Source organism: Acanthopleuribacter pedis (genome assembly GCF_017377855.1).
Taxonomy (GTDB): Bacteria; Acidobacteriota; Holophagae; order Acanthopleuribacterales; family Acanthopleuribacteraceae; genus Acanthopleuribacter; species Acanthopleuribacter pedis.
Window position 1 is genome coordinate 1 of record NZ_JAFREP010000019.1, and the last position, 15076, is coordinate 15076.

General features: G+C 58.4%; 7 protein-coding genes. 6 read left to right on the forward strand and 1 reads right to left on the reverse strand.

Annotated features, from left to right (window positions below; genetic code table 11):
- Window positions 1-216 precede the first annotated feature (216 nt).
- From J3U88_RS35070 to moeB, 5 genes are all read left to right on the forward strand, one after another.
- Window positions 217-1770, forward strand: a complete 1554-nt coding sequence (locus tag J3U88_RS35070; protein ID WP_341535191.1) for an ATP-binding protein — start codon at window positions 217-219, stop codon at window positions 1768-1770.
- Window positions 1771-1839: 69 nt separating this feature from the next.
- A complete protein-coding gene (locus J3U88_RS19685) occupies window positions 1840-3450 on the forward strand; it encodes a hypothetical protein (protein WP_207860661.1) in 1611 nt (536 codons plus the stop codon).
- A 228-nt stretch (window positions 3451-3678) separates the two neighbouring features.
- Window positions 3679-4203: an NUDIX hydrolase gene (locus J3U88_RS19690; protein ID WP_207860662.1), complete on the forward strand. Its 525-nt coding sequence runs from the start codon at window positions 3679-3681 to the stop codon at window positions 4201-4203.
- 16 nt (window positions 4204-4219) lie between these two features.
- Window positions 4220-5173, forward strand: coding sequence for a hypothetical protein (locus tag J3U88_RS19695; RefSeq protein WP_207860663.1), 954 nt, complete (start codon window positions 4220-4222; stop codon window positions 5171-5173).
- 117 nt (window positions 5174-5290) lie between these two features.
- Window positions 5291-6424 (forward strand): molybdopterin-synthase adenylyltransferase MoeB, encoded by a 1134-nt coding sequence (gene moeB / locus J3U88_RS19700; RefSeq protein ID WP_207860664.1) that lies wholly within the window; start codon window positions 5291-5293, stop codon window positions 6422-6424.
- Here the strand turns inward: moeB and J3U88_RS19705 are convergent.
- Window positions 6421-7848 (reverse strand): nicotinate phosphoribosyltransferase, encoded by a 1428-nt coding sequence (locus J3U88_RS19705; RefSeq protein ID WP_207860665.1) that lies wholly within the window; start codon window positions 7846-7848, stop codon window positions 6421-6423. The genes moeB and J3U88_RS19705 overlap by 4 nt on opposite strands.
- A 332-nt stretch (window positions 7849-8180) precedes the next feature.
- Between J3U88_RS19705 and pulA the strand changes: the two genes are divergently transcribed.
- A complete protein-coding gene (pulA, locus tag J3U88_RS19710; protein ID WP_207860666.1) occupies window positions 8181-14954 on the forward strand; it encodes a pullulanase-type alpha-1,6-glucosidase in 6774 nt (2257 codons plus the stop codon).
- The last annotated feature ends 122 nt before the right edge of the window (window positions 14955-15076 follow it).

The following is a 15076-nucleotide window of genomic DNA, read 5'->3' on the forward strand; positions in this document are numbered from 1 at the left end:
GACTTTTTGACCTTTTCTGGTTTTAAATCAGCGATTAATTAACCTCTCCTCCTGTCATAAAAACCTCATTTGAGAATAAATTTCGGTGGGCTTATCAATCAAGCCCGCCAGAGCATGTCTCATGCCGAAATTTTACCATAAACACTTAGTTACAAACAGGTTAATCTGTAATTTTCTCTCTTAACTTAACGGCATTGCCCCTACCCTGCAGCGGACATCGCTAATTTCTTAGTCCTGCGCGATCCCAAACGAAACCTTTTATACATCGATAAAACCGCAAGCATTCATCGATTGATTTCCGCGAATAGTTTTTATTTCCTCTCCCGCCCGCGCCGCTTCGGCAAGTCGTTATTGCTCTCAACCCTCAAAGCATTGTTTGGGGGTCGGCGTGAACTTTTCGAAGGTTTGGCCATATCCAAGACCGATTACACTTTTCCCACGCACCCGGTGGTTCATTTAGACCTTTCCGCGGGTCGCGTCTCCAATCGCGGCGAATTTGAAAAAATATTGATCCAAAAAGTCCAGGATTGGGTGGAAGAACACAACGCGGATTTTCAGGTAACCAATGAATCACCACGCGCCTGTTTGAAGCAGCTTATTCAGTTCTTGGCGAAAAAAGGCCAGGTCGTTTTGCTGATTGATGAGTACGACAAACCCATCTTGGATCACTTAGACGATTTAGAAATGGCAAAAATGGTTCGCGAGGTGCTCAAAGATTTCTACAGTGTCGTTAAAGAGCAAAGTGATAACCTCCGTTTCGTGATGGTCACCGGCGTCTCCAAATTCTCAAAAGTGTCCCTCTTCTCGGGGTTAAATAATTTAGTTGACATTTCAAACATAAGAGACTACGCCGACTTGCTTGGTTTTACTCAGTCTGAACTTGATGCGAATTTCGGTCCCCATATGGAGGTAATGGCCACAGAACTTGATCTTTCCCTTGAGGAAGTCAAAGATAACCTGCGCATTTGGTATAACGGCTACCGCTTCTCCGATAAGCACATCTATGTTTACAACCCTGTTTCGGTAATGCGTGCGCTTAGTGAACGCCGCTTTGCAAACTTTTGGTTTGAAACAGCAACTCCTACAATGCTGATAAAACTAATTCGCGAGGATCAACGGTTCCGAATAGAAGATATCGGGGAAGAAATAGGCGGCCATATTGCGTTTGATACCTTTGACCTAGAAGCACTTCAGCTCAACGCATTGCTCTTCCAAACAGGCTATCTCACCATTGCAGAAAGTGTCGGACGCATTGAACGAACCTATCGCCTTGACTTCCCAAATTATGAGGTTCGTAAATCCTTATTCACTTATCTCATTGAGGATTTGACGCGGATCAACCGCGGTTTCTCCGCCGGTCCCTTAATCCGGTGCGCACGTGCGCTCACCGCCTTGGACCGAGATGAATTTGAGCGCGTCCTAAAACAAGATTTATTTGCAAACATCCCCTACACCTTACAAATGCCTTATGAAAGGTATTATCAGTCTTTATTTCACATGCTATTCGTATTACTTGGTTTGGAGATTCACGCCGAAGTCCCCACCAACCGCGGCCGCATCGACCACCTCCTAAAGACAGAGCAACACATTTTTATTTTTGAAATGAAATTCCTTCGTGCCGCGAGCGAAGCCATCCAGCAAATCAAAGATAAGCGGTACCCTTCCGGCTTTGCCTCAGATGGTAGACAAGTGGTACTTGTCGGGATGAGCTTTGAAGATTCAGGACTGCGAGAAGTATTGTTCGAACTGGTCCCCCAGCAAACAAAATAAGTGACCGTTGTCTTCAACTAAAAAAAGCGCGATACTAAGCGGCAATTTTTTGGTGCGAGGAGGCGGCAGTTGCGGGAATTTGGGATACCGGGGGCACCGGATCATGAACTGAATCGCGGACCGGCGAGTCAAGCGATCGGCCAGGCCGCGGCGGCGTCACACCTCTTGCTGGCCCATTACGAGTACCGCCATGTTCTGCAGGCACCCGAACACTGGCTCCCACAAAACCGACCCGACCTCGCCGGTGAACGCGCCTGGTCCGCCGGGATCTTGCCTGAAAATAAATACAGCAGCTTCCGCAACGACCTCATGCTCGGCAGTTTCCACCCCAATCATCGCGCCAAGTGGACCGCCCACGAGTTGTGCCATGGTTTGGTCGGTTTCGCCTGGAAACCCGACGCGAGTCTGCTCTTCCACGCCACCGCCGCCCGCTTGAGCGAGTTGCTGCCCGTCGCCCTCTTTTATTTTTTGGACGAGGTCCACTTGAACCGTTGCCCCGAACATCAGTTCGGCGGCCCCTTGTTTGGCACCTTTTGCGCGGCCTGCGAACTGGCCGCGGCGAAGGGCCCGCGCGCACCCCGCGACGGCGACGCTCGGTGGCTCGCGGACGGGCTCGACTTTGTCCAACGCGAACTGGATGCCGTCGCCCGCACCATCGAAACCGGCCGTCCCCTCGCCCGCCCCTGGGCCAACCTCGACCTGTGCAGCGACGGCTTGGCCTACGCCGCCGCCCAGCAGCGCCGCCTCAACAGCCCGGTATTTGCCCAATACATCGAAGCCTTTTTCCCTGAGCAATGCGGGCATCACAAAGACTTGCAAGGCCTCATCGACCGCATCGCCGAGGTTTCCGCCGCGCTCACCGGCGGCGCTGCACCCACACCCTGGCGGGCCGACCGCGCCTTGTGGCAAAGCCAGGACATCGGCTGGCGATTCTTGGAACTGGCGGAGGATTGCGACAGCGACATCGCGGTTCAACTGAAACAGGCTGCTTGGCGCTTGGCCGAATCACCAGACGACCAAGGTCTGGAAACGGCCATCGACACCTACCTCGCCCTCAACGAGGAATTTTACCTGCCCGAACCGGAATCGTTTTTCGGGGTCGGTTACGCTTTGCCCAAGGGTTTCGGTTTCGATTTGACCCAAATCGCGGCCGGGTTGCAATCGGCTTGTCCGCGCACCTGGGAACTACTGGACCAGGAACGTGTGGCCCACGCGTTTGCCGCGGCGGACGCACCGCAACGGCACCCGCTGGGTTTGCGGTTCGCCGAATGGCTGGCCGCGAGCAACCACGAACACGCCGAACTCGCGGTGGTCGAGGCCTGGTGCAGCCACGCCCCCGCCGCCGACCCGCGCGTGCTTTCCTTGGCCGGTCCCCCACCCGCAAAGGCCCAGTTCGTACTCGCACCGGACGCACGCCTGATCGACGTGGCCCAGCCACTCAAAAAGCAACTGGGCTTAACCGAGCTCAGTTTGCCGGCGAACCTGCCGCCCGCGCTGCTGGCGGTGCGCCGCGACGCCTCGGGGCAAGTCTTGTTATCCGAATGCGATCCCGGACCGGCCGCGGCGTTGCGGCGGCTGCGCGAGGGCGCGGCCGATCAGGCGCAACTCGGCCTCGACGACGAACACCTACAGGCCTTAATCGAAGCGTGCTTGATCACACCAACACGCTGGACTGTCTAGGTTAAGACCTAAGAAGCGCTGATGCGCGGTGATTTTCGCTAAACCTCTGGGCTGCAACGGCCTGAAAAAATACTCGCCGCACCCAGTGGGTGCGGTCGTACCCGACCCCGGTCCGTTTTTTCAAAACCATTTCGCTCCAGATCTTTATCGAAAATCCCTCACTCTTATCGCGCCTCTTAGGTCATACAAATCTGATAAGATCGGGCAAAACAACCAAGGGAGGCCCACTTGGCGGAACAACAAGAGATGCTTGGCGAAGGCAAATTTGTGCGTTTGGTACGCCAAGGGCGTTGGGAATTCGCGCGGCGCAAAAACACCACCGGCATCGCGGTGATCGTCGCCCGCACCAACCAGGATGAAATCATTTTGGTCGAACAGTTCCGTCCGCCCATCGGCAAAAACGTGATTGAGTTGCCGGCCGGTCTGATCGGCGACATACCCGGTCAAGAAAATGAAGCCTTCGAAACCGCGGCCCGTCGCGAGCTGTTGGAAGAAACCGGCTTCGAGGCAAAGCGCTGGACCCGCCTGACCGAAGGTCCCCCCAGTGCCGGGATGATTAGCGAATGGATTACCTTGTTCGGCGCCACCGACTTAACCAAGATTAACGAAGGCGGCGGCGACGAAACCGAGGACATCAAGGTTCACGTGATTGCGTTGGACAAGGTCGACGCCTGGCTCCAACAAAAAGCCGCTGCCGGCATCGCCATCGACCCCAAGGTTTACAGCGGCCTCTACTTCGCCGCCAAGCTGTAAATACGGAAAACGGGTCGTGTTTATATTTTTTGTTGCATCCCTGCTTGGTTTGGACATCCAGGCACCGGACATGTTTCGCGGTATTTTAATCTTCAGAGAAGACGCGCAATACGTGCTTATCAGTCGTTCCGAACACCAAATTGCCCTCGCCAATCGGGACGGGACTTTATCCGCCGTTTACAACAAAAAAGGACAAGGTCCCACCGAACTTCATTACCCCGTTTATTTGGGCCGCTTCGGTAAAGAATTTTGGGTTCTTTCCAACCACGACCAGTTGCTTTCATTTGACACCCAACTCCAACCAACTTACAGAGGTAGGTTTGATCCCGGTTTAGCCGACTTGGATATCGCCTACGGTTTTAAACAAAATGGAAAACCTTACTGGGCACACCGAAGCATGTCTACCACCCCTCACCTACTAAGCCAAGTCAGCTTTGGTGACACGCGTTTTCAATTAGCGCAATCCTTGTTGCTGCAAACCCCGAATGGCGAAAACCGCTCGGCTTTGGCGGTCACCGACAACCAGGTCGCCCAGGTTCACGGCCAATGGCTGGCGGTATTTCCCGTTGCCGTCGCCGAGGACCATTACCTGGTCAAAGTGTATGCAAAGGTTTCAGACCCGGAGCCGACGTGGGTTTTATCCGCGAGCCTCGATGCATATCCTCCGGTATTGGCGACCCGTCCTCACCATGGTTTTCTCGAGGGGTTTTACGCGTTGGCGGATGGGTTTTTGATCAAGTGGCGCGGCAAAGAAAAACGGACGGATCGCCATATCACCACCTTTATCGACGCCTTCTCCTCGAAGGGCCGTTTCAAAACAAGGTTCACCACGGAAAACGATTTGTTTCCCTGCATCAATGAACCCCTGATGTTTGTACTGGAAGAAACCAAATCCCAAGCCGTGCTTAAGGGTTTTGGCAGCATCAAGGCTTGGCGCACGTGGCAGACAGCGAACGGACCCGCGCATTAACCTGATCTTCCCGCGGGCCGGATGTTGCAGCGCGCGTTTCGGTGAACCCGATCCCATGCGCGCAATAGGGCGAAGTTCCGCTATGATGAAGCATCCCGATTTTCCGAGGTGGGGTTGATGGAACAGCTCAGCAACAAAGAGATTTTGCGTTACAGCCGTCATTTGAAGCTGCCGTCGTTTGGCATTCACGCGCAGCGAAAACTCAAACAAAGCAAGGTGCTTCTGATTGGCGCCGGTGGTTTGGGTTGTCCGATTGGGCTGTACTTGGCGGCGGCCGGCGTCGGCGCCATGGTGTTGGTAGACGACGATGTGGTTGAGGTGCATAACCTGCAACGTCAGGTCGCGCACGGCACGGCCGGGGCCGGCTCGCCCAAGGTCGACAGCTTGCGCAAACGCTTGCACGACCTCAACCCCCACGTTCAACTCACGACGCATCAACGGCGCCTTAACGCGGACTGGATTATGGACGTCATCGCGGATTGCGACCTCGTCATCGACGGCACCGATAATTTTGCCACCCGTTACCTGGTGGCCGACGCCTGCCATTTGGCCAAAAAACCCTTGGTTTACGGGGCGATTTACCAGTTTGAAGGCCAGGTCTCGTTGTTTGTTCCCGGCGAGCCGGGTGGCTGTTATCGGTGTTTGTTTCCCGAGGCACCGAGCGCGGGCGCGGCACCTTCTTGCGATGAAGCCGGCGTGCTGGGTATTTTGCCAGGCACCATTGGGCTGATGATGGCCAACGAGGCCGTGAAATTTTTGTGTGATTTGGGTGAAACGCTGAGCGGCTATTTGTTGATGTACGACGCCTTGGCGCCCAGCATGCGCCGCCTCAAATTAAACCGCGATCCGGCCTGCGCGCTTTGCGGCGATCAGCCGACCATCACCCGCGCTGAGACGGCGGCGGCAGGCTGCGCGATTCAGCCACCCGCGCTCGAGGTTCCCGAAATTTCCGTGGCCGAAGCGCACCAAGCGGGCAACCAAGGCGCCGTTTTTTTGGATGTACGCGGCGTGCACGAGTTTGACATTTGCCACGTTCGCGGCGCCGAACTAATTCCCCTCCCCACCCTGGATGCAGAAAGCGCCGGCAAGCTGAATCGGGAAAACCAACTCATCGTTTATTGCCACAAGGGCGTGCGCAGCCGCAAAGCAACGGCGCGCCTGCAGGCCTTGGGTTTTGAGAACGTGGTCAGCATGCGCGGCGGCATCGACGCCTGGGCCGAACACATCGAACCGGAGATGGCGCGATACTAACTCGCGCGCAGCGCCCCGCTCTGGCGCGCGCGCGTTGCGGCCAAACGCTGCTCCAAGCTGACGGAATAAGGCACGGCCTGTTCAATGGCCAGAACCTCGGGCGCAAACTGTTGAAGTTGCGCGGCGGCAAAAGCCCGGGTTTGGTGGATGCTCGGCAGTTCGCCGACAAATTGCCCGGAACGGAATAGCGGCTGTAACAGGTCCACCCCTTCGTCAACCCGAGCCCAGGTCGGCAATGATTCGCCGCCGAGCGTCTGGCGCGCAACGCCCTCTCGCGCACAACCCAACGCCTGGTGGTAAATCACGTCGCCGACGGCACGACCGTCGCGGAAGAACCGGCGCACCCCCTGGGGCCCGGGAATCGAGGTTTTTACCGCTTGATCCGAGACCTTCATGGTGTCGCGCCACGGCTGTCCCGGCAATTGCAAGCCGGCCAGCTTGTAGACCCCGCCGAGCGCGGGTTGGTCATAGGCGGTCGCCAATTTGGTGCCGACCCCCCACATGTCGATGGCGGCACCGGCCGCCTTGAGATCGCGAATGGCGTATTCGTCCAAGTCGTTACTGGCCACGATTTTGACTTCCGGCAAACCGGCCTCATTCAAAATGTCCCGGGCCGCTGTCGAGAGTCGGGCCAAATCCCCGGAATCCAAACGGATCCCCAACAACTGGTGTCCTTTTTCGGCGAGCTTACGCGCCACGGTGACCGCGCGTTTGACCCCGACCAAGGTATCGTAGGTGTCCACCAGCAAAACCGAGTCGGCGGGAAAGGTAGAGGCATAAGCTTCAAAGGCGGCGGTTTCGTTCTCAAAGGACATGACCCAACTGTGGGCATGAGTACCTTTTACCGGGATGTCATAGGCCAAACCGGCGGCAACATTCGAGGTTCCCGCGCACCCGCCAATGTAGGCGGAACGACTCGCGCTCAACCCGCCATTTAATCCTTGGGCACGCCGCAACCCAAATTCAAGCACCGGATCATCGCCGGCGATGCTGCAAATGCGCGCGGCTTTGGTCGCGACGAGGGTGTTGAAATTGATTAGGTTCAGCAGCACGGTCTCTAAAAGCTGAACCTGTAGCAGTGGCCCGCGCACCCGCAAAATGGGTGCAAAAGCAAAAACGGTGGACCCCTCCGCCGGCGCATCAATGTCACAGCTCAGTTCCATACCAGCCAAATAGTTCAAAAATTCCGGGGGAAACATGGCCTGGCCGTCGCGCCGCTGGAGCGACGCTAAATAAGAAAGTTCTTCCGTTGAAAAATGCCACTCGCGAAGAAAGTCGACGACGTCGGCAAGCCCGGCCAACACGGCGTAAGCCCCGCCACAGGGGTGTTTGCGAAAAAATAAATGAAAGACGGCAGGCGCTTCATGGCGGCCTTGGGCAAAATATCCGGCGGCCATTGTGAGTTGGTAAAGATCTGTATTCAAAGGAGAACTTGTTGGTAGCATGAGTACACCTCCACTAAGTGTAAAAATTACACTTTAGATCGCACAAAGTCAAGCGCCCGCCATGTTTTCGTGAAAAAAAGCTTGTCCCTCACGCAACCTTGCGCTTTAATTTTTTCTGTCACAACGTCGATCACGAGCACCATCTCCCGTTTTCCTTATGTTTATTTTGTGACACGGTTCGTCCGTCCTGTTTACGCCCATCTTATGGTTTGCGTTTCGGCGGCACCGGCTGGCATCTCCACTAATTTTTTGCTTTTGACAGCTCTCCTCATGGCTCGCGTTTTTGCTCGCACCCTCAAGGAGATTGCTTCATGTTCCCATCAAACCAAGGTTTGACGGCCGCGTTGGTCCGCGCCGCAAGCTGGTGTTTCCTTCTTTTGTCGGCACCCGCGCTCTGGGCTCAACCCTCGAGCGCCACCCTTGCCGGTTCTTTTCAAGATGAACTGTCTTGCCCCGGTGATTGGCAACCCGAATGTACCGCCTCCGGCTTGACCTACGACGCCGGCGACGATGTGTGGCAGGCGACCTATACCCTGCCCGCCGGTTCCTATGAATACAAAGTTGCGCTCAACGGATCCTGGGACGAAAACTACGGCGCGGGCGCCACGCCCGGCGGCGACAACATCGCCCTCAATTTGGACACCGAACAGCAAGTCCGTTTTTACTACGATCACCAATCCAACTGGATCACCGACAACGTCAACAGCGTGATTGCCACCATCCCCGGCAGTTTCCAATCCGCCTTGGGCTGCGGTTCCGACTGGGATCCATCCTGCTTGCGTTCGATGCTGCAAGACATCGACGGCGACGGCATGTACCAATTTGACGCGGTTCTGCCCGCGGGCGACTACGCCTGTAAAGTCGCCATCAACGAAAGCTGGGACGAAAACTACGGCGCGGACGGCGCGCCCGGCGGCAGCGACATCCTTTTCTCGGTCCCTTCAGACGATACCCCTGTTTCCTTTGTTTACGACACCGCAACCAACATCTTGACGGTAACCGTTCAGAGCAGCGGCGACGCGGGCCCCACCGCGCCGGCCGTTCAGCACGCGATTCAGGACGAAACCTTCTACTTTCTGGTGAATGACCGTTTCGAAAACGGCGACACCGCAAACGATTACGGCGGCATGCAACCCGGCGATACCGACGCCGACCGCCTGCGCCACGGCTATTGGCCCGCGGACAAGGGTTTCTACCACGGCGGCGACATCGCGGGTATTACCAACCGTTTGGATTACTTGCAAAACATGGGCGTCACCGCGGTTTGGATGACGCCGGTACTGCGTAACAACGCGGTTCAAGGCGACAGCAGCAACGCCCTGGGCCACTCCTCCGGCTACCACGGTTACTGGACCATCGATTACCAAAGCATCGATCCCCACATGGGCAATGAAGAAGATCTGCGCAACCTAATCCAAGCGGCCCACGCGCGCGGCATGAAAATCTACTTCGACGTGGTGGTGAACCACACCGGTGACGTCATTCGCAACGCACAGAACCAATACAGCTACCGCACCAAGGAAGACGCGCCTTACCGCGACGCCGCGGGCAACAGCTTTGACGACCGCGATTTCATCGGCGGCGACTTCCCCGCCCTGGACGCGGCGAGCAGTTTCCCCTATACCCCGGTGTTCCTGAGCGAAAGCGACGCAACCCTCAAAGGCCCGGCCTGGCTGAACAACCCGATTTACTACCACAACCGCGGCGATTCGAGCTTTAGCGGCGAAAGCAACACCTACGGCGATATCTTCGGTTTGGACGATCTGTTCACCGAACACCCCGACGTGGTCAACGGCTTCGTCGATATCTTTAGCCGTTGGGCCACCGAATTCGGCGTCGACGGCTTCCGTCTCGACACGGTCAAACACGTCAACATTGAGTTCTGGCACCAGTTCGGTCCGGCGGTAACCCAACGTGCACAAGCCGCGGGCATCGCCGACTTTTTTATGTTCGGCGAGGTGTTTGAATTCAACCCGGCGGTGCTGAGCCGCTACACCAAAGAAGCGGCGCTGCCTTCCGTGCTTGATTTTGCGCTCAAGGGCAGCATCGATCAGTTCGCGGTGAACAGCGCGGGCACCCACGTGCTGCGCGACCTGTTCGCGGCCGACGATTACTACACGGACGCCGATTCCAACGCCTACCAACTGGGAACCTTTATCAGTAACCACGACGTGGGCCGCATCGGCCACCTGATCCGCACCAACCGCGCCGGCGCAAGCGATGCGGAAAAAACGGCGCGCGTCCGTTTGGCCCACGCGGCGCTGTTCCTCGCGCGCGGCTTCCCGGTGGTCTACTACGGTGACGAACAAGGCTTTGTCGGCGGCGGCAGCGACAAGGACAGCCGCGAGGACATGTTCCCCAGCGCGGTCGACGCCCACAACGCGCTCGACCTGATCGGCAGCGACGCCACCACGGCACAAAGCAACTTCGATGCACACCATCCGCTGTACACGGCGATCCGCGACCTGGCCGCGTTGCGCCGCGAGCACGAGGCGCTGCGCCGGGGTTACCAAATCCACCGCTACAGCCAAGGCGACGCGGGCATCTACGCCTTCTCGCGCATCACCCGTGACCGCACCGAATACCTGATCGCCCTGAACAACAGCGACGCACCAGCAAGCGCAACCATCACCACCTTCGCGGCCGATACCACCTTCGAGGCGGTTTACCCCGCGGGCGGCGCGGCCTTGACAAGCGACGCCGCCGGTGGGCTCACCATCACGGTGCCAGGTTTGGATTTTGTCGTGTACCGCGCGGCTTCGCCCTTTACCTTGCCCGCGCCCAGCCCGATGCAATTCACCACCGTCAACGAGGGCGACTCGGTCGGCGGCACGGTTGAGTTGGCCGTTTCCGGCAACGAGAACCGTTTTGGTGAAATCACGTTTGCCGTATCGGTTGACGGCGGCGAATGGCAGGTGCTCGGCACCGACACCAACGCGCCCTACCGCGTGTTCTGGGACAGCAGCAGCGTGGCCGAGGGTACCGCGGTTCGCTTCGTTGCCACCTTCGACGACTTAAACGGCAACCAAACAGCCACCGAGGTTAACGCGGTTGTCGGCGACGCCACCGCCGACCAAGCGGCGTACGCGATCATTCACTACACCCGTGAAGACGGCGACTACGGTGACAACAACAGCAGCGATTACAACGATTTCTGGGGTCTCCACCTCTGGGGCGACGCGATTGCACCGGAAGAAGCCACCGACTGGACCGCACCCAAGAAATTGATCGGTGAAAGCGAATACGGTCGTTTTGCTTGGATCAAACTCTCCGGCAATCCCGGCGCGATCAATTTCATTGTTCACCGCGGCGATACCAAGGACGGCACCGACGCCGACCGCGCCTTTGACGTCTCCGACGGCACCCAAATCTGGCTGAAGGGCGGCGACGGCGAACATTACTTCTCCCAAGCGGCGGCCCAAGGATACGCCACCATTCGCTACCAACGCCCCGACGGCGATTACGGCGTGGGCACCGACACCTACTGGGGCCTGCACCTGTGGTCCGAGGGCGGCGCCAACGCGATTGACCCGGCGGCTGAAACCGACTGGAACGCCCCACGCGCCCCGGACGGCGTCGATGATTTCGGTGCCTTTTGGCGCGTCCCACTGAACGCGGGCGATCCCAACGCGGACCGCAAACCCTTGAAATTCATCATCCACACGCCAGGCGGTGACAACACCGATCCCGGCGGGGACCGCGAACCCGGCGGTGATCGTCAGATCATCCCGGCCGAACAACCCGCGACCTGGGTCCTTGCCCAAGACGAAACCCTTTACCGCGAACGCGGTGCGGCTGAAAACTTCGTGACCCTGCACTACCATCGCCCCGACGGCGATTACGGTGACCTGAGCAGCGACGACTTCAACGACTTCTGGGGTTTACACGTGTGGAACGGTGCCGCCTCTCCCACCGGCTGGACCAGCCCGTTGAAGCCGGCCGGTCAAGACGGTTTCGGCGTGTTTTTCCGTGTCCCGCTGCAAGCGGGTGCCACCGAATTGGCCTACATCATCCACCGCGGCGACACCAAGGATCCCGACGCCGACATGTTCCTCGACCTGCGTAACCGCGGCTATGAGGTCTGGCAATTGTCCGGCGCCGATCCCGCCGACGCCTACATCCTGCCGCGCGAATCCGGCGGCGGCCCCGGCGGTCCCAATCCCGGCAACCTCGGTGAACAGCGTGCCTACTGGGTAAGTCGCGACATCGTTTTGTGGGAAGGCGCGGGCGACCCCAGCTGGACCTACCGCCTGCACAGCAGTGCAACGGCGGACCTGGCCACGAGTAACGAGGGCGTTACCGGCGGCGAAGCCTGGGAACTTACCTTGGAACCCACCGGCCCCGGCCAAGCGATTTTGGCCAAGTTCCCCCACCTTGCCGGCTTACCCGCCTTGCGTGTACCCGAGCAAAACCGTGACGCCTTGGTCGCCTTCCTCCGGGGTCAGACGGCCGTCTCCGCGGTGAACGCGGACGGCGTGGCCATGGGCGCAACCGCCCTGCAAATCCCCGGTGTATTGGACGACGCATTCGCGGCCGCCTACCCCGAACCGCTCGGCATCGTCTGGCAAGACAACGTGCCCACGATTCGTGTCTGGGCGCCCACCGCGCAAAATGTGGGTCTTCAGTTGTTTGCCGGTCCCGCCACCGACGACGGCGAAGCCGCGGCCATGACCTTTGACGCCGAAACCGGTATTTGGAGCGCCACCCTCTCCGCCGAACGCAAGGGTTGGTACTACCTGTTCGACGTCAGCGTGTACCATCCCGCCGCCGGCGCGGTGGTCAACCTGACCGTCACCGATCCCTACTCGGTGGCCCTGAGCCTCAACTCAACCCGTTCCATGATCGTCGACCTCAACGACGCCGAGCTAGCCCCGTCGGGTTGGGCGACGTACAGCAAACCCGCGCTGGATGCACCGGAAGATATTTCCATCTACGAGCTGCACGTACGCGACTTCAGCATCAGCGACAGCACGGTGCCCGAGGACATGCGCGGCAAATTCGCGGCGTTGACCTTGCCCGAAAGCAACGGTGTCAAACACCTCAAGCGCCTGCAAAGCGCCGGTTTGACCCACTTGCACCTGTTGCCCGTGTTCGATATTGCGACCATCATCGAAGGCCGCGATCAACGCACCGAACCCGACTTCGACGAACTGCGCACCTTCTCCGCGGATTCCGAGATGCAACAAGAGATCGTCAGCGAAAGCGGCGATCTGGACGGCTTCAACTGGGGTTACGACCCCTACCACTACAACGTGCCCGAGGGCTCCTACACCATGGGCGCCAACGAGGAGAACCCCGACGGACGCGGCCGCGTCCTCGAATTCCGCGACATGGTGAAGGCCGTCAACAACATGGGTCTGCGCCTGGTGATGGACGTGGTTTACAACCACACCAACGCTTCTGGTCTGAACGAACGCTCCGTGCTGGACCGCATCGTTCCCGGTTACTACCATCGCTTGGACGAAAACGGCAACGTCACCAACAGTACTTGCTGCGACAACACGGCCACCGAACACGCCATGATGGAAAAATTGATGGTGGATTCCCTGGTGGTGTGGGCGCGTGACTACAAGGTCGACGCCTTCCGCTTCGACTTGATGGGCCACCACATGACCCGCAACATGGCCGCCGTACGCGCCGCCCTCGACGCGCTGACCTTGGAGAACGACGGCGTCGACGGCAGCAAAATTTACGTTTACGGTGAAGGCTGGAACTTCGGCGAGGTGGTCAACAACACCCGCGGTGAAAACGCGACCCAACGCAACATGGCCGGCACCGGCATTGGTACCTTCAGCGACCGTTTGCGCGATGCGATCCGCGGCGGCGGCCCCTTCGACAACGGCATCGACCTGAAACGTCAAGGCTTTGCCAACGGTTTGCACTACGATCCCAACGATTTGGATCAGGGCGACACCTTGAGTACCTTGATGGTGTTGACCGACCAGGTGCGCGTCGGCATGGCGGGCAACCTCGCCGGCTACCGCTTCATCGACCGCGACGGCAACGAGGTGCGCGGTGACCAGGTGCCCTACGGCGGCGACAGCGCCGGTTACACCGAGGATCCCCAGGAAGTGATCACCTACATTTCCAAACACGACAACCAAACACTGTACGACATCAACGTGTACGGCTTGCCGGTGGAAACCGACATGGAAACCCGCGTGCGGGTTCAGTCCTTGGGCTTGAGCATCGTGATGTTGGGCCAGGGTATCCCCTTCTTCCACGCCGGGGTCGACTTCCTGCGCTCCAAATCCTTGGACCGCGACAGCTTTAACTCGGGCGACTGGTTCAACCACTTGGACTTCTCGTTCCAAACCGGCAACTACGGTATTGGTTTGCCGGTTGCCGAGAAAAACGCGGACAACTGGGACCTGATGGCGCCGTTGCTGGCCGATCCTTCCCTAAAACCGGATCAGGCGGCCATGGCCCACTCAGCCGCGTTGTTCCGCGAGTGGTTGGCGATTCGCTACAGTTCGCCGCTGTTCCGCTTGCGCACCGCGACCCAGGTTCAGGAACGTTTGCGTTACCACAACACCGGCCCCAACCAGCAGCCAGGCTTGATTGTGATGAGTTTGGACGACCGCGTGGGTGATGATCTCGACCCCAACCACGACTTGGTGGTGGTGTTGATCAACGCCAATGACGACGACCAAAGCTTCACCATGCACGAGCTGATCGATGCACCGCTGAAGCTGCACCCGGTTCAGGTGGTTTCCGCCGACGCGACCAACCGCGCCAGTGATTGGGACCGCGCCACCGGCACCTTCTCGGTTCCCGGCCGCACCACCGCGGTCTGGGTGCTGAACACGGCGCCCAGCGCGGACGGTCTGCCCGATGCGATCCAAGCCTTGTGCGACCAGGTTCGCGCGGCCATGGAAGCGGGTGACATCACGATGCGCGACGGCGCCCGTGTCCTCGCGATCATGAACGCGGCCAAGAGCCTGGCCGAACGGGAGCAGACGGACCAAGCGCTGCGCCTGTTGCAAACGGCATCCTGGTGGATCTACGGCAGCAACATGCCGCAAGACATCAAAAACCGCTTGCTCGACGGCCTCAACGTGATCCTTAGCGACTACGGTCTGTAGGAAAACAAAGCGATTCGGTGGGGGTTCATCCTGCCGAATCGCACAAGGCAAATTAAACCCAACGCCTTTCCCAAGGCACAACCATTCGACGGGGGTGGATCATAAGGTCCACCCCTTTTTTG

Excerpts from the sequence above, each read along its gene's own strand:
- moeB (WP_207860664.1), top strand. The coding sequence starts at position 5,291 with ATGGAACAGCTCAGCAACAAAGAGATTTTGCGTTACAGCCGTCATTTG.
- pulA (WP_207860666.1), top strand. The coding sequence starts at position 8,181 with ATGTTCCCATCAAACCAAGGTTTGACGGCCGCGTTGGTCCGCGCCGCA.